The sequence below is a fragment of the Bdellovibrio sp. HCB185ZH genome, assembly GCF_047302455.1.
Classification (GTDB): Bacteria; Bdellovibrionota; Bdellovibrionia; order Bdellovibrionales; family Bdellovibrionaceae; genus Bdellovibrio.
In genome coordinates this window covers 54,552-69,990 of the sequence record NZ_CP178624.1, presented here as the reverse complement: position 1 = coordinate 69,990, position 15,439 = coordinate 54,552, and the positions used below count along the sequence as shown (strand labels likewise).

General features: G+C 47.0%; 13 protein-coding genes. 7 read left to right on the top strand and 6 right to left on the bottom strand.

The window, feature by feature from the left end; translation table 11 throughout:
• Positions 1–59: 59 nt before the first annotated feature.
• Positions 60–1,262 carry a hypothetical protein gene (locus tag ACLSU7_RS00310; RefSeq protein ID WP_413293526.1) on the bottom strand — a complete coding sequence of 401 codons (1,203 nt, stop codon included), beginning with the start codon at positions 1,260–1,262 and terminating at the stop codon, positions 60–62.
• A 195-nt stretch (positions 1,263–1,457) separates the two neighbouring features.
• The gene (gene recG, locus ACLSU7_RS00305; protein WP_413295444.1) at positions 1,458–3,518 is read right to left on the bottom strand and encodes an ATP-dependent DNA helicase RecG; all 2,061 of its coding nucleotides are present in this window, start codon (positions 3,516–3,518) and stop codon (positions 1,458–1,460) included.
• Between the two features lie 86 nt (positions 3,519–3,604).
• On the opposite strand from recG, the gene ACLSU7_RS00300 reads away from it, so the two are divergent.
• The 5 genes from ACLSU7_RS00300 to ACLSU7_RS00280 all read left to right on the top strand — a co-directional run bounded on the left by ACLSU7_RS00300 (position 3,605) and on the right by ACLSU7_RS00280 (position 9,416).
• Positions 3,605–4,549, top strand: a complete 945-nt coding sequence (locus ACLSU7_RS00300) for an HD-GYP domain-containing protein (RefSeq protein WP_142700665.1) — start codon at positions 3,605–3,607, stop codon at positions 4,547–4,549.
• Positions 4,550–4,553: 4 nt separating this feature from the next.
• Positions 4,554–4,943: a hypothetical protein gene (locus tag ACLSU7_RS00295; RefSeq protein ID WP_413293525.1), complete on the top strand. Its 390-nt coding sequence runs from the start codon at positions 4,554–4,556 to the stop codon at positions 4,941–4,943.
• A gap of 399 nt (positions 4,944–5,342) precedes the next feature.
• A complete protein-coding gene (locus tag ACLSU7_RS00290) occupies positions 5,343–5,894 on the top strand; it encodes a transposase (RefSeq protein ID WP_413293524.1) in 552 nt (183 codons plus the stop codon).
• Between the two features lie 234 nt (positions 5,895–6,128).
• Complete coding sequence (locus ACLSU7_RS00285; RefSeq protein WP_413293523.1) at positions 6,129–7,151, top strand: hypothetical protein; 1,023 nt, start codon at positions 6,129–6,131, stop codon at positions 7,149–7,151.
• A gap of 78 nt (positions 7,152–7,229) precedes the next feature.
• Positions 7,230–9,416, top strand: a complete 2,187-nt coding sequence (locus ACLSU7_RS00280; protein ID WP_413293522.1) for an ATP-binding protein — start codon at positions 7,230–7,232, stop codon at positions 9,414–9,416.
• Here the strand turns inward: ACLSU7_RS00280 and ACLSU7_RS00275 are convergent.
• The 4 genes from ACLSU7_RS00275 to ACLSU7_RS00260 form a co-directional block, all read right to left on the bottom strand.
• On the bottom strand, positions 9,311–9,802 hold the full coding sequence (locus ACLSU7_RS00275) for a YiiD C-terminal domain-containing protein (RefSeq protein WP_413293521.1): 492 nt from the start codon (positions 9,800–9,802) through the stop codon (positions 9,311–9,313). The two genes, ACLSU7_RS00280 and ACLSU7_RS00275, sit on opposite strands and share 106 nt — an antisense overlap.
• Positions 9,793–10,722, bottom strand: coding sequence for a sulfurtransferase (locus ACLSU7_RS00270; RefSeq protein ID WP_413293520.1), 930 nt, complete (start codon positions 10,720–10,722; stop codon positions 9,793–9,795). The genes ACLSU7_RS00275 and ACLSU7_RS00270 overlap by 10 nt, the downstream gene beginning before the upstream one ends.
• A 165-nt stretch (positions 10,723–10,887) precedes the next feature.
• A complete protein-coding gene (gene lysS, locus ACLSU7_RS00265) occupies positions 10,888–12,366 on the bottom strand; it encodes a lysine--tRNA ligase (RefSeq protein ID WP_413293519.1) in 1,479 nt (492 codons plus the stop codon).
• A gap of 24 nt (positions 12,367–12,390) precedes the next feature.
• Complete coding sequence (locus ACLSU7_RS00260) at positions 12,391–13,314, bottom strand: class I fructose-bisphosphate aldolase (protein ID WP_413293518.1); 924 nt, start codon at positions 13,312–13,314, stop codon at positions 12,391–12,393.
• A gap of 219 nt (positions 13,315–13,533) precedes the next feature.
• Between ACLSU7_RS00260 and ACLSU7_RS00255 the strand changes: the two genes are divergently transcribed.
• Both ACLSU7_RS00255 and ACLSU7_RS00250 read left to right on the top strand, forming a co-directional pair.
• The gene (locus ACLSU7_RS00255; protein WP_413293517.1) at positions 13,534–14,088 is read left to right on the top strand and encodes a NifU family protein; all 555 of its coding nucleotides are present in this window, start codon (positions 13,534–13,536) and stop codon (positions 14,086–14,088) included.
• On the top strand, positions 14,069–15,415 hold the full coding sequence (locus ACLSU7_RS00250; RefSeq protein WP_413293516.1) for an MATE family efflux transporter: 1,347 nt from the start codon (positions 14,069–14,071) through the stop codon (positions 15,413–15,415). The genes ACLSU7_RS00255 and ACLSU7_RS00250 overlap by 20 nt, the downstream gene beginning before the upstream one ends.
• Positions 15,416–15,439: the final 24 nt, after the last annotated feature.

Genomic DNA, 15,439 nt, shown 5'->3' with positions numbered 1-15,439 from the left:
AACACGCTAATTTTTATTTCCGCTGCGGCTCCGAATAACGTCAAAAGTGCTCACTCTTACTAAGGTTCGCACTGACTGGCATAGCCTTCCAACAAAACTTCCATGGCCGAGACGTCTGCCCGCAATGGGATCAAGCGTTTTCTTAATTCTGCATGTTCACTTTCCTTCAATGATTCGTAACTGCGACGACTGGAGAACTTCCAGGCCGGATTCTTACTGCACTGAGCGAGACTTTTCTTTAACGATTCGAGCTCTGTTTTAAATAAATCCGAGCACCTGGAAATCTCCTCGATGGTGAGATCATTCAGCTGACCTAATTCTGCAAGACATAGCAATTCCAGTCGCTTTAAAGCAGCAGCATCGCCCTGCTGATAGGCCACTTGAGTTCGTTGCCATTTTACCGAGGCCCACTGTTGGTACGCCACAGTCGCACCAGTAAGCTTATCAGGATGAAGTAAACGGACGAGTTTATGGTAGGTCGAACTCAAGACAGAGTCTGCATCCGCTCCCGCATCACGGAGGGATTCGTCACGATCGTTTTCAGAAATGACCTTTTGCCAAAACTTTTTAAGATGAAGGGGCATATTGTGCAGGTATCTTTGTCGATACGAAGGATCTGCATTTTTCCAAAGTCTTCCCAACAGATGCCAATCACCGCATTTGATCGTGATTTGCAGACTTTCCTTAAACAAGCGATATCCAGCGGCTGGATCTGCCAGATGCTGTTCCATTTTCTGATTATCGATGTCATTTAGGTAGTGATACACTGACCGAGCCGTTCGCTTGAGACCGCTGAGTGCCGAATCGTCTTTAAAAAATATTTCTGCAAAGTCTACTTTCTCAACGGACTCAGCGGAAATCTTTGGATTTCCTGGTGGAGTTTGAGTGGCGGTTTCATAACGCGTTTTTCGCAGATTATCGACAACGTACTTCCAGACGTCGTCCCCCGCCTGATACTGAGTTTCCTCTTCTTTAAGGATCGCATAGGCCTGCGCAGGCGAAACCTGCGATGTGGTTGCGATATAGCTAAGGTGGACCTGAAAAGTATTTAGAACCTTCTGGCGTTTTTCGAGTGCTTCAATTTCTTGCAACTCTTCTCGGAAAGTGAGTTTGCGCCAATCGTGATACATCGTTTGATCACACAGAAGAAAGTCGGAATGATCTTTCTCAAGCATGCGGATTTTTTTAATGATTTGGTTCGAAGTCGAAAACAATTCAGTGCGAATTTTTTGATCATCCGCTTTTTGTAAATCATGCTGCATAAGGGACGAGCTTTTATCACGTCCGGTGATGACTCAGAATCAAAAACGCTCATTTGCTAAATCAATCGGCAGTGTGCGCTTAATGCGTGGGCAATTTCCGTGTGAAAGAGTTTTTTTATGCTGAAAAATTATGCGACCTCGGGAGTCACTTAAATTCCACTGTCCAGAAGCTCAGAGATTTTTTGCGACCGGGCTCTAAGCGATGGAAGCCAAAGCGGCGGGACCGTGTTCACGCAGAAGTTCTTGCTTCATTGGTCGGTTGTCAGGCCATACCAGAGATGGATCTTTTTTAAGCACTTCGAAGGCGGCTTCACGGGCTTGTTGTAACAGCTCCATGTCGCGCACCAGGTTTGCCATTTTAAATCCGGCAAGACCTGATTGGCGAGTTCCCATGAACTCCCCTGGGCCACGCATTTCTAGATCGAACTCGGAAATTTTGAAGCCATCGGTGGTTTTTTCCATGAACTCAGTGCGCTGCTTGCCCTCTTCGGAAACGGCATAGCCCATGATCAAGATACAGAAGGACTTATGTTCTCCCCGGCCGACACGGCCACGGAGCTGATGCAACTGGGATAATCCAAAACGCTCGGCGTGTTCGATGATCATGATATTGGCATTCGGGACGTCGACGCCGACTTCGATCACGGTTGTGGAAACGAGCACTTGGATTTCGTGACGGCGGAATTGATCCATCACTGCGTCTTTTTCATCAGGTTTCATTTTTCCGTGCAGTAAACCGAATTTCACCTTCGGGAATTGCGCTTTCAGTTTTTCAAACTCTTCCACGGCGTTTTTTAGATCGATCTTTTCAGACTCCTCCACCAATGGGTATACGAAATAAGCCTGACGACCTTTTTGCAACTGCTCGAGCATAAACTGCAACGCCTGGGAGCGTTTGTTTTCAAAAATCGCGCGGGTTTGGATCGGACTGCGACCTGGTGGCATTTCGTCGATGATGGAAACATCCAAATCTCCATACACAGTCATTGCCAAAGTACGAGGAATTGGAGTCGCCGTCATAACTAAGAAATGTGGCGAGTTGCCTTTGTTCTTTAAAATACCACGTTGCTCAACGCCGAAACGATGTTGCTCGTCGATGATCGCAAGTCCCAGTTTTTCAAATTCCACTTCGTCTTCGATCAGGGCGTGAGTACCAATGATCAAATCGGTGTCGCCGGTTTTAAGATCGAACAGAATTTGCTTTCTTTCGGATACTTTTGTTTTCCCCACCAACAACGACAGGCGAATACCCAAAGGCTCTAAAACTTTTTTGGCATTTTTAAAATGTTGCTCGGCTAAGATTTCCGTTGGCGCCATCAAACAGGATTGGAATCCGCTTTCCGCCGCATGAACCGCCGCCATAAAGCTCACCAAGGTTTTACCACTCCCCACGTCTCCTTGAACCAGACGATGCATGGGATGACCTTTTTCGAAATCTGCTTTGATTTCGGCAAAGACTCGTTTTTGCGCGCCCGTCAGAGGAAATGGCAGGGATTTTTCCAGTGCAGCAACTTTTTTTCCGTCGTTATTAATCAAAGGCCCGGCTTCTTTTTGAAAGCCCGCTTTTTTCGCAGCCAGGAAAAGTTCCAACCAGAAAAACTCTTCGAAAATCAGACGGCGCTGAGCTTCGCTTTTAAATTCGACATACTCGTGGGCGCGATCTGGTTTCGGATGATGGATTTCCATCAAAGCATCTTTACGCGATTTCAGATTGTATTTTTCGCGCATCCATTTTGGCAGAGTTTCCTCGGGCCACTCTTCGATTTGCGCGAAAGCGGCACGCACCAACTTCATGATTTTCGCGGTCGCCAGTCCTTCGATTTCTGTGTAAAGAGGAATCAAGGCATCTTGGTTTTCTTCATCTGGTTCTATGTCACGAATATCGGGATGATGAAATTCCAAACGCCCGCGATACTCGGTCACTTTACCGACAACACGCACTTCGGAAAAAGGTTTGAAGCGTTCAAAATAACCTTTGTAAGGCACGCGAAAATATTTGCAGTGAATTTGTCCAGAGGCATCGCGAACCACGACATCGTACATTTTGCGTGTCGAGCGTCCCATATTGACACTGTGGACAGCTTGCACTGTGGCCTTGATACTGACAATATCGTCCGGTTTGAGACTGGCAATGTTGCGAGCGGCCCTTTGATCTTCGAACGCTCGCGGGTAAAACTCAAAGAGGTCCCTTAAGGTTTTCAAGCCCTTGCGCGCGAAGAGGTCTCCCAGTTTGGGACCCACTCCTTTTAAGTACATAATTTGCGTATCTAGACGAAGGGCCATAGTTAGGCAGTATTGCGGATTTTATTTCTAAGTCAATGTATTCATGGCAGAATTTCCCTATGACCGACGCTCAATATTTCAGAATTCGCCTCAGTACTATCCGTCCTGATAAAGTCACTAGCTTTGACATCTTTTTGCAGGTGGACGGCAAGTACATCATGTACCTCCGCGCTGGAGACAAGCTCTCTGACGGGAAAATCGAGCGTCTGCATGCTCGTGACACAGGGGATTCATTCTTTGTGCGTACGGAAGACAAACAGACCTACCGCGACTGGGTTAAAGAGGAAATGAACTCTGATAAATTGGATCCTTTTGCGAAAGCAAAAATCCTGCGCGAGTCGTCAGTGGCCCTGATGGAAGATCTTTTTGAAAATCCAGATGTGAACAAAGCCTTGGATGAGTCCCGCCCGATCATCACAGATTTCATCGACCTGATGGAAAACGCGCCGGAAGCTATGGGCTTTATGATCTCCCTTTCCGGCCATGACTTTTATACCTATAATCACTCCCTGGATGTCAGCATCTATTCTCTGGGTTTGGGTAAAGCCATGGGCTATAACCCCAAAGAACTGGAAGAGCTGGGTGTCGGCGCCCTTTTCCATGACATTGGTAAACGCAATGTAAGCCTTGATATTCTCTGCAAAAAAGGCGGACTGACGGATGCTGAATGGGAGCAAATGAAAATGCATCCCCAGTATGGTCTAGTGATCTTAAACAACCACCCGAACATCTCAGATGCAATTAAAGCAGCTTGCTTTGAGCACCATGAGTCCTGGTCGGGGAACGGCTATCCCCAACAATTGATGGGGGACGAAATCCACCCGTTCGCTCGTATTGTGGCCATCACCGATACCTATGATGCCATGACAACTCAGCGCTCATATAATGTCCCACTTACACCGATAGATGCAGTAACGATGATGAAAGAGAAATTGGCGGGTCGTTATGATCCCGACATGTTGAAAGCTCTTTACTCGGTACTCTTCAAAATTAAGGTTGCGTAGGACAATGAAAAACATTTTGCACTCTATCGTTTTAATCGCATTAATTCCTCTGATTGCTTTGGCTTTAGAGCCGACGAACCCACCGGGAATTTGTGACCGCTTTGTTGGCGAAAAAGACGCTGAACAATGCCGCGAGAAAGTGCAAAAAAACGAAAACGTCGACTGGTACGCAGTGACGGTTTGCAACCTGCAAAAAGACGATGGTCAATTCTGGAAATGCTGGGATTCCATTCAAGGCCAAAGCTACAACCCACAAGCCCTTGAAAAATGCGGCGAGGAGAAAGAGCTTACTGACACTCAACGCTTTGAGTGCGTCGGCTCCGCTCGCAGCGATCGCAAGCCAGCTTCGCAGCAGGCGAACTTTCAGTCTTTGACGATTAAGAAGAATAAGTAATTTATTCTGAACAACTTCCAAAAAGCCAGGCATTGCGACCTGGCTTTTTTTGGGCCTTCAGTCAATGGTGTTCATTGCAATTCACGATCGTTTACTCGCTCCACATTCATTCATTTGCCCGCGTGCGTGTTGTTTCATTCATTCGTTCGTCACCCGTTTTTATTCAACCACTTTCAATGAGGCCCGGCGGTTTCAATAGAAAAGAAAATTAACCTGCAAATAAATTCTCCTCCAGCTCTTGCAGTGATTAATTCCGACAATCGGAAAACATCTTCCATCAAACCATTTCTTTTTCGCTAGGGTGTTCGCTTGTGAATTGCACTTCACTACGACATTCGGGGTATCGGTCAACCTGGGATTTTCGCCCATGACCGATACCCTTTCGCAAAGGTTGTGAAAATGAAGCAGCAGACTTTTTTAAATATGAAGCCTCACTGGAAACATCGTTATTGTCACGGAGGCACGCTTCGACAGTCCGCGAAGGGCCGTGGGGCTCGGCCACTTTCAAGTAAAGATCCAATTCATTTAGTATTTAAAGTGAATAAAGAAGCGGTTCGGTACGGTTTACGATCCAGCAAAAATTTTTCGCTGATGACTCGCTTGTTAAAAAGATATTCATCCAAATTTTTTGTAAAGGTGGAGCAATTTTCTGTTCAAGGTGATCATGTGCATTTGTTGATTCGTGGTGGGAAAAGGTCACAAATTCAAAGTTTTTTGCGAGTGCTGGCGGGGCAGTTTGCACAGGGGTTGACCGATACCCCGAATGTTAAAAATGACGGACCTAAAGTTTGGAAGTATCGGCCTTTCACAAGAGTGATTAAGGGATTCAGGCCTTATCAAATCGTGCGCGACTATATTCAACTGAACGAATGTGAAGCGAACGGTCGACCTTCTTCTAAAGCTCGGTTGCGGGGGCTTAGCAGGGAGCAATTGATGGAGCTGTGGGTTTAGAGAATTGCTTTCGAGGATCAATGAAGGGTGACCGATACCCCGAATTGCTTGGGTTCATCCCCCGAGAGGATGTGTGGTTTCGCAGTAATTACGTTCACTTAGTACGGGACTAAGCTGTCCCATACTGAATAAGAACTTTTGACTTGTGGCGACGCAGGATCCGTTGAATGGGGTGATTTGGGTGGCGCAGGGACTGTCAAAATTTGTGACAGGACGGGAAGTTTTTCTCTCTGAATGATTGAGTCTCCCCTGCAATTGAATTCTTTGGTAAAACTGCCCGTGATGAAATCTTGGATTCTTCTTTTACAAGCCGCTGCAATTTCTTTCGCCCTTTCGGGGTGTGGCTATGCCATGGAAGAAATGGGTTTGTTTAAAACCGGCGAGATCATTCTTAAAGCGCCCAAGGTGAATGAGTTCTCTGAGTCTTTGATCGACTATTACGTCGTCAGCAAAACCTCTTTAAAAACTTGTATGGACTGCCACTCTTCCAAAGCGCCGGTATTGGATACGGAAGAGCGGGTTTACAATGTTCGTGATGACATCATGGCGACTGTGGAATCAGGGGACATGCCTCCGCGCCGTAAAGGCTATGAGCCTTTGACGGCCTGTGAACTTAAAATTCTTCAATCGTATTTTGATAATAAAACGAACAATCGCGCGGCTCAACGTGTGAAAGAAATCCCAGAATGTAATACGGGTGCAAAGCCTTCACCGACGCCGACACCTGAGCCGACAGTGACTCCTTCTCCGACGGGATCACCAATGCCTTTGCCTCCTCCGCCAGGAACACCTCCTGCGCCACCAAAGCCGCCGGGTCCTCCAGGTCCGCCACCGGGCGCGCCGCCGACGCCTCCGGGCCCGCCGGGTCCACCGCCTCCACCTCCGCCAGGTGGTTCGCCGGTTCCGACCCCGCCACCGACAAATCCTCTGCCGCAACCGGATTTGGGTCAGTTGGAGTTGAGCTTTAAAAATCTGCGCATGGCTTTCTTTGATGCGAAATGCTTAAGCTGTCACAGTGAATTAGCAAAGCGCCCGAAAGATCCACGTTTGGATTCAATCGCTCACATCCTGGAAGCCAAGGATGCTTTTGACAAACCGATTGTGACCCAAAGAAATGGTGCCGAGAGCTTCTTGTATAAAATCACAGTGCCGGGTCTTACTGACAGCATTATGCCTCCTCCGCGAGTCAACATGCAGCTCACACCCGCCGAAGCTGACTATCTGAAGCGTTGGATCGATGCAGGCATGCCGGAGTAAAGTCCGGCTTGTTTTTGTTCCTTCACACTTCCCAAAATCTTGAAGTGCGGCTTTTGAAATAGCTCCTAAAATGGAGACATGACGAAGAAGCGCTTACCGTGGTGGATTTGGGTTTTGTGTTTTGCAATTTTCCAGATCAACACTCATCTCAGTTTAAATTATATCGCTACCACAGGGGCTTCTTATTTTAACTTCCCCGTGGCCCTCGCAATTCCGATGACACTGTGGTGGGGACCTGGTGTCTTAATTCCCCTCTTTTTAAATGCGATGATCTGTGCGCCTTTGTGGGGAGTCACAAATCCCCTGCTCTATCCTGTGGCGGCCGTACCGGAAACTTTGCATGTGGCATTGTCCTGGATGCTGGTGAAAGAGCGCTTTAAAACCGACGGATGGAGTCCGTCGCCTAAGGGGATTTCTCTTTACGCACTTTATGGGATTATCATCCCGTCTGTTCTGCTATCCCTGGGCGTGCAAGGAATTTTATTAGGTGCCGGACAAATCAACCGCGACCAATTCATTTGGACCAGCATTTTAAATCTAATCGGAAACTTTATGAGTGGTGTGGTCTTGTCATTGCCACTTTTGATTTTGCTGACACCGTGGCTGGATAAAAGACTTTTGTCGAAATTCGTGTCTACTGAGAACGTGGAAATGCGCTGGTTTCATCACCTGTCCCGCCGTGAAAAGTTGGTGATGGTTTCGCTACTGGCGATCAGTTTGGGAATCAGTTTTAAACTTCCCATCTCTCAATCGTGGTACGCTTACGGCATCGTGGTTTTATTTTGTGCCAGCTGGTACGGGCTCAAAACCGCGATCTTTGTAAATACCTGGGTTGCTTTTTTGGCGCTCGCGATGCCGATCCTGATGGGAAACCCCTGGCCTCAAGACTTTTCAGCGGTACAAACGCCTGCGACGCTTTTAACATTGTGCTTTTCAGCACTGATGGCGGGTGCCGCGGTTTCAGGTTTAACAGATAAAATCGATCGACTTCGTTATACCGAACAGGAATTAAAAACAGCCAAAGAACAGGCCGAGGAAGCCTCCCGGGCGAAATCAGAATTCCTGGCCCGCATGAGTCACGAAATTCGCACACCTTTAAATTCTGTGTTGGGGATGTTGGAACTTTTAAAAGAAACCAATCTTTCTAAGGATCAAGAACGCTATCTGACCCTCTTTAGTCACGCGGGCGAAAATCTAAAAGCCTTGATCAATGACCTTTTGGACTTTTCTAAAATCGAAGCTAAGGCCCTTTCGATTGAAAACATCACTTACAATTTGCACAGCACCGTGCGCTCGGTTTTCGAAATCTTGCAGATTAAAGCCGAAGAAAAGGGACTTAACTTTCAGCTGCATATCGATGAGAAGGTTCCACTTTATCAAAAAGGTGATCCCACCCGTCTGCGTCAGGTTTTATTTAATCTGATCGGGAATGCTTTAAAATTCACTGAGGAAGGTGAAGTCGATATTCGCGTTCTCATCGAAAAAGAAGGCACCGAGAAACCCGATCTGGTGCTGGAAATTCGCGATACTGGTATCGGTATCCCGAGGGAAAAACAAGGAAGTCTGTTTTCTCCTTTCTTTCAGGCAGAGGCCACCACCACTCGCCGTTACGGCGGAACGGGCCTGGGTCTGGTGATTTCCAAAAATCTGGTTGAGATTATGGGTGGTATCCTGGAACTGCGAAGCCTTGCAGGTCGTGGTACGACCTTTAGAATCGTTCTGCCTCACCGCCCAGAGGAAGTAAGTACCGCCGAGGTGAAACCAGCTCCTGCAGTCAACTGGGCAGAGCTGTTTGCAGGAAGAACGTTCTCGCTTTTGCTTGTCGATGACTCTCAAGACAACCGTCTGCTGTTAACTCATTACCTGAAAAATCAACCGTTCAAATTTACCGAAGCAGTGAATGGTAAAGAAGCCGTTGATAAATTTAAAGAGGGAAAATTCGATCTGGTTTTTATGGATATGCAAATGCCGATCATGTCGGGTTATAAGGCGACTGAAATGATTCGCCATTATGAAAGAGAGAATCGCAAGGGCCACACTCCGATTGTCGCTTTGACAGCGACGGCGGTGCTTGAAGACTTGCAGCGCGCGATCGTCGCTGGCTGTGATATGTATATGGTGAAGCCTGTGAAGAAATCAGAAATCCTGACGACGCTTTCTCACATCCTGACGACGAAAGAACCGACCAGAGAGGCGCCAAGCACTCCAGAGCCCGGAGCCGTTCCCAAAGAAAGACCTTCGGAGCCGCCGCCTTTAAATATTTGAACTTTCAAATCGCGGCGCACTCGTTTTTTATCCTGAAGTTCTTGATAGAACGACTTTTCTTCCTCGAGATTTGGAAACTCGCAAAGAATTCTAAAATCTGAATCAATCGGTCGGAGGTATTCGATCACACCTTTTGCGATGACGATATTTTCGGTCTCGAGTTTATAATATTTTAAACCCGCTAAAACCAAGGCATAGGCACTCATCACACCCGTCGCATAAAGACTGCCACCAAAGGCCGTGCCTTTGTGATTCAGGTTTTTCTGCAGGTCGACTTTTAAAACGGCACGGTGAGAATTTAAGGTTTCCACCGTAATTCCCAGGTGCTCATAAAGCTTGATATTGTCAGAGAGGATTTGAATCAGATCTTGAGTGTTTATTTCCACTGCTCATAGCCTCCGGCAAAATTCACACTTTGACGGAAACCTGATTCACGAAGAGCATACGTTACAGCACCCGAGCGCACGCCATGGTTGCTGATAACCATCACGATCTTGTCTTTCGTGATACCTTTGGCTTCTAATTTATTCTCGATATCTTTTTTAACGGAGTTGTCTTCATTGAAGAACTCTTTCCATTCCAATTGCACAACCGGGGCTTTGACGTTTTTATACTTCGTCAAATTGTTAATCCCGTACTCTGCTGAAGCACGCACATCCAGAATGACCACTTTGCTTTTCGCATCGTTAAAGTTCATACCGAACAAAGAACTTACCGGAAGATCCATGGCCTTTTTATTTTTCTTTTTCCCCGTCATTTTTAGAGGAGAAAGCTGCTGAGTCGCGTAGGCCTTGAAATTTCGAGCATCAATGAACAGAGATTCATCAACGACGGGTTTCCAGATGGATTTATTTTTAACCAAAGGCTCGTCACCTTTAGGATTTGTCGCACGAGCCACCGTATGAAGAGCGGTATGAACGTTCTTAACGCCCAGAACATTCAAAGTCCAAGCGATACGCCCCTCTTCCCCATTCCCCAAAGATCCTTTACCCAAAATCACAACTTTAGAATCAGGATCAATGCCGATTAAAGAAAGTCTGCGCGCGATCGCAAACAAATCATCCTGTAAAACCCCACGAGAGTTCGGATCCTGAGAAGAAAAGTCCTCCCAACGAACATTAATCGCCCCCGGCACATGAGAAAGATTAAATTCAAACGGAGCCCTGACATCAAGAATGACAGGACTACCTTCCATCAATTTTTCAGGAGCACCCACAACACCCTGTTCAGATGTAACTTTAGTAGGCTTCGTCTGGCAGCCAACAAGCGCCAAAGTCATCACGATCACACCGATAATTAACTTCATAGCTCCCCCAGGAACTCTGTTTAAGTGGTCATCAAGGTACCAGATGCATTGAATGCCGCAGGCATTCAACGGCGCAGCCCACGCGCAAGGAGGAAGGCGTACTCCCCGTACGCCGACGACGAAGCAACGCCGTCAGCTGGTGCCTTGAGGGCCGCTTCCCCTATTTTACTTCGTAATTCTCATCGTTGGGAAGAAAATGATATCGCGGATCGAAGGACGATCTGTCAGGATCATCACGATACGCTCAATTCCGAGACCCACGCCGCCTGTCGGTGGCATACCGGCGTCGATCGCCAACAAGAAATCTTCATCCATTGGATGAGCTTCTTCGTCAGTACCACGAGACGCTTCTTGTTCTTTCAAACGTGCCAATTGGTCTTCTGGATCGTTCAACTCTGAGTAAGAGTTACCGATCTCCATGCAAGCTGCGAATGGCTCGAAACGCTCTACCAGACGGTCATCACCACGGTGGATTTTCGTCAAGGGAGAGATCTCTTTCGGATGATCCATAACAAATGTTGGCTGCCACAAATGTTGTTCAGCTGTAAGCTCGAACAATTCCATGATCATTTCGCCGCGTTTACCTGGAGCATCCAAGTCACCGCCCATTTTATTAACGGCATCGAACAACTCTTGATCCGTTGCTTTGTCTGGATCAATCTTCGCGTATTCACGAACACCGTCATGAACCGTCAAACGTCTCCAAGGAGGCGTGAAATCGATTTCTTTACCTTGGTAAGAAACCTTCATGCTGCCAGTGATTTTCAAAGCCAACTGAGAAACAAGTTCCTCGAATTGGTTCATTTGATAGTTGTAGTCCGTGTAAGCTTCGTAGAACTCAAGCAAAGAGAACTCAGGATTGTGAGTTCTGTCGATACCTTCGTTACGGAAGTTTTTAGAGATTTCGTAAACTTTCTCGAAGCCGCCCACCAAAAGACGTTTCAAGTAAAGTTCAGGGGAAATTCTCATGTACAATTTCATATCCAATGCTTTGTGATGAGTCGTGAACGGAGTCGCCGCCGCACCACCATAGATTGGTTGAAGTGTTGGAGTTTCCACTTCCATGAAACCGCGAGAATCTAAGAATCTGCGGATTTCAGAGATGATTTTAGAACGAGTTTCGAAAACTTTACGGGAATCCGCATCTGTCATCAGATCCAAGTGTCTGTGACGGTATTTGATTTCCACATCTTGCACGCCGTGGAATTTTTCCGGCAACGGCTCGATGGATTTCGTCAAAATTTCGAAGTGCTTTAGGTAAATGGAGAATTCGCCTTTTTGCGATTTGAAAACGTAACCTTCAACACCCACGATGTCGCCAAGGTCCACAAGTTCAAATGCAGCTTTTTCTTTCTCTGCCAATTCTTCGGTCTTAACGTAAACCTGAACAGTTCCAGATTGATCTTGAACGTTAAAGAAACAAGCCTTACCCATCGCACGCAAAGTCATCAAACGACCTGCGATTCGGTAAACTGATTCAGGCTTCTTTTCGCCCGCTTGCAGTCCCGCTGCGTGTTTTTCAACGATCTCTGCGATCGCTGTCTTATTCTCGAAAGAGTAAGGATAAGGATTAATGCCCTTCTCGCGAAGGGCGTGCAATTTTTTACGTTTCTCCGCACGAAGCGGATTTTCTTGAATCGACATAGTTACCAGATACCTAATTTATGACTAAAGTTTTTTACCAGCGAATGCTTCCATAACACCGTGAAGAAGAGCGATAGACTCTTTCTTAGGACGTTGGAACGCATTACGGCCCATGATCGAACCAAAGCCGCCGCCTTGACCCATTTCCTGAACCTCTTTCAGAAGTTCTTCCGTGCCTTTCGCTTCGCCACCAGAGAAGATCACGATGCGTTTGCCGTTGAAGCAAGATTGAACAACGTGACGGATGCGATCAGCCATCGTTGATACTTTGATCCCTTGTTCAGCGTAAACTTTCGCTGCCGCTGCCTGCTCGATATGTGCAGATGGTGGTTTTACTTTGATGATGTGTGCGCCCAATTGAGCTGCGATGTGAGCTGCGTATGCGATCACGTCGATAGCTGTTTCACCTTCTTTAGAAAGTTGCTCACCACGAGGGTAAGACCAGATCACAACCACAAGACCTGCTTGTTTTGCCAAGCGAGATGCTTCCGCGATCTCTTCGTACATTTGCTTACGTTCCGCAGAACCTGGGTAAACTGTGAAGCCGATACCCACGCAACCAAGTCTAAGAGCATCGTCGATGTAAGACGTGACTGCAGAGATCGGAGCTTTGCTGCCCCAAAGAGATTCAGAGTTATTGATTTTCAAGATCAATGGAATTTCGCCAGCATAGTCACGAGCGATGGCTTCGATGAAACCAAGTGGAGCCGCGTAAGCGTTGCAACCAGATTCGATCGCAAGTTCTACGTGGTAGTTAGGATCATAGCCATCTGGATTTTTTGCGAAGGAACGAGCTGGACCATGCTCAAAACCTTGGTCCACTGGAAGGATAACCATTTTACCAGTTCCCGCCAATTTACCGTGATTCATAATGCGAGCCAGGTTCGTCAAAACGCCTGGGTTGTCAGCTCCGTACCAGTTCAAAATCTCTCTAACTCTTGGTGTCATGTGTGCTCCAGAAAATGATGGAAAATGTGAATATCCAGTTAATTAGCGGGCTCAACGTTAGTGAACTTTCTAGGGATAATCAACACCGTGGCTGAAAATAACACACCCCGCAGTATGGCGGTTGGCCCTTGGAAAGGACAAAGCCAAGGCGAAGAGGATTTGCCCTTTTCAAGGGACAAGCTGTGGTATACTGTGGGCACGATTTTCTAAGAGGTAAAAATGAGCACTCAACGAGTTTCTTTCGAAGCGACACCAAACCCAGCCACTATGAAGTTCCATTTGCATACGAAAGTAGCAGATGAAGGTTTTGATTGTCCTTCTGCGCAAGAAGCAGATCGCTCGCCTTTAGCCTCTAAGATCTTTGGTTTCCCATGGACAAGCTCTGTTTATGTGGGAACTGATTTCATCACCGTGACCAAGCAAGACTGGGTTGACTGGGAGTTATTGGCGCACCCACTCAGCAGCTTGATTCAGGAACATATGGACAGCAAAGAGCCTGTGGTTGTGAAAATCGTGCAACACTCAGACGTTGTTGATCCAAATGACTCTCCGATGGTGCGCAATATTAAATCTGTTTTAAACCGCGAAATTCGTCCTGTTGTAGCTCTTGATGGCGGTGACATTGTTTTCAATAAGTACGAGAACAACAAACTTTACATCCACATGCGTGGAGCGTGTGCGGGCTGCCCTTCCTCTCAAGCAACCTTGAAAGACGGCATTGAAGTTCGCATGAAAGAATTGTTCCCGGAAATCCATGAAGTTCTTGCGATCTGAGACCGTACACGAGTCTAAACTTTTATTAAAACTTGCGGGCCCTATCATCGTCGGACAGCTTGGTCAGAACCTGATCCAGCTGGCTGATACATTGATGGTCGGTCACTTGGGGCCTGTGGCCCTGGGGGCATCTGCATTTGCCGGAAGCGTGTTCATTGTGTTTTTGATTTTCGGCTTGGGTATGCTGGCGCCGATGACGGCGATGTTTGCTCACGCCCAAGGTCAGGAAGATCATCCCCGCGGAGGGTTGCTTCTGGGGCACAGTTTGATCATTGCCTTCAGCATTGGCCTTATTATCACGGGTGTCTTGTTGGGGCTTTTGCCCTATCTGCATATTTTTGGCCAACGAACCGAAGTTTTGAATACTGCCGCTCCATTTTATACCGTCATCACCTGGTCGATTCTGCCAAGCTTAATTTATCAAGCTTATAAACAGTTTACTGATGGCTTAGGAAAAACGAAAGTCGCTATGTATGTGATGATCGCAGGCGTGCTTACCAATGTTATTGGAAACTATGCTTTGATCAATGGGCATTGGGGTCTGCCAAAATTAGGACTTGTTGGAGCAGCATGGGCGTCGCTCGGCGCTCGCGTGCTTATGATGTTTGCGATGATCGGATATGTTCATTTGCATCCTCATTTTAAAAAATATCTGGCAAATCCCTGGATCCGTTCCTTTGACAAACAGACATTGAAAAATATGATTCGCTTGGGAATTCCCAACGGCTTCACTTTCTTTTTCGAAGTTGGTGCCTTTGCTTCTTGTGCGGTGATGATGGGATGGTTTGGCGCAGTTCCTTTGGCTGCTCACCAGATTGCCATCAGTCTGGCCAGCACAAGCTTTATGGTCACTTTAGGTATTGGGATTGCATCGAGCATCCGCGTAGGTTTCGAATTAGGCCGAGGTGATTACAAGCTTGCCCGACGCGCGGGATTCACCGCGATTATTTTGGGCGGAGCCTATATGAGTCTTTGCGGTTTGGGTTTTTTAGTTTTCCGTCACTGGTTCCCGACTTTTTATACGAATGATGCCGATGTGATTGCCTGGGCCGCCCAGTTTTTCTTAGTGGTGGCACTGTTTGAAATCTTTGATGGCGTGCAAGCGGTGGCGATTGGAGCCCTTCGTGGCATGAGTGATACTCAATGGCCCAGCGTGATTGCGTTTTTTGCTTACTGGATTATGGGCCTGCCGGGAGGCTATTTCTTAGCTTTCCACCTGGGCGTAGGTCCAATCGGAATATGGATAGGGCTTTTGATAGGCCTCATATTTGCGTCTATCCTACTAACGTATCGCTTCCACCGTCTCAGTAGGAGATTCATTACTTAGTAGTACTTCAGTAAGTATTGGATT

Coding starts and splice junctions, on each gene's coding strand:
- ACLSU7_RS00260 (WP_413293518.1), bottom strand. CDS start 13,314: ATGACACCAAGAGTTAGAGAGATTTTGAACTGGTACGGAGCTGACAAC.
- ACLSU7_RS00290 (WP_413293524.1), top strand. CDS start 5,343: ATGAAGCAGCAGACTTTTTTAAATATGAAGCCTCACTGGAAACATCGT.
- ACLSU7_RS00280 (WP_413293522.1), top strand. CDS start 7,230: ATGACGAAGAAGCGCTTACCGTGGTGGATTTGGGTTTTGTGTTTTGCA.
- recG (WP_413295444.1), bottom strand. CDS start 3,518: ATGTACTTAAAAGGAGTGGGTCCCAAACTGGGAGACCTCTTCGCGCGC.
- ACLSU7_RS00270 (WP_413293520.1), bottom strand. CDS start 10,722: ATGAAGTTAATTATCGGTGTGATCGTGATGACTTTGGCGCTTGTTGGC.
- ACLSU7_RS00310 (WP_413293526.1), bottom strand. CDS start 1,262: ATGCAGCATGATTTACAAAAAGCGGATGATCAAAAAATTCGCACTGAA.
- lysS (WP_413293519.1), bottom strand. CDS start 12,366: ATGTCGATTCAAGAAAATCCGCTTCGTGCGGAGAAACGTAAAAAATTG.
- ACLSU7_RS00255 (WP_413293517.1), top strand. CDS start 13,534: ATGAGCACTCAACGAGTTTCTTTCGAAGCGACACCAAACCCAGCCACT.
- ACLSU7_RS00285 (WP_413293523.1), top strand. CDS start 6,129: ATGATTGAGTCTCCCCTGCAATTGAATTCTTTGGTAAAACTGCCCGTG.
- ACLSU7_RS00295 (WP_413293525.1), top strand. CDS start 4,554: ATGAAAAACATTTTGCACTCTATCGTTTTAATCGCATTAATTCCTCTG.
- ACLSU7_RS00300 (WP_142700665.1), top strand. CDS start 3,605: ATGACCGACGCTCAATATTTCAGAATTCGCCTCAGTACTATCCGTCCT.
- ACLSU7_RS00250 (WP_413293516.1), top strand. CDS start 14,069: ATGAAGTTCTTGCGATCTGAGACCGTACACGAGTCTAAACTTTTATTA.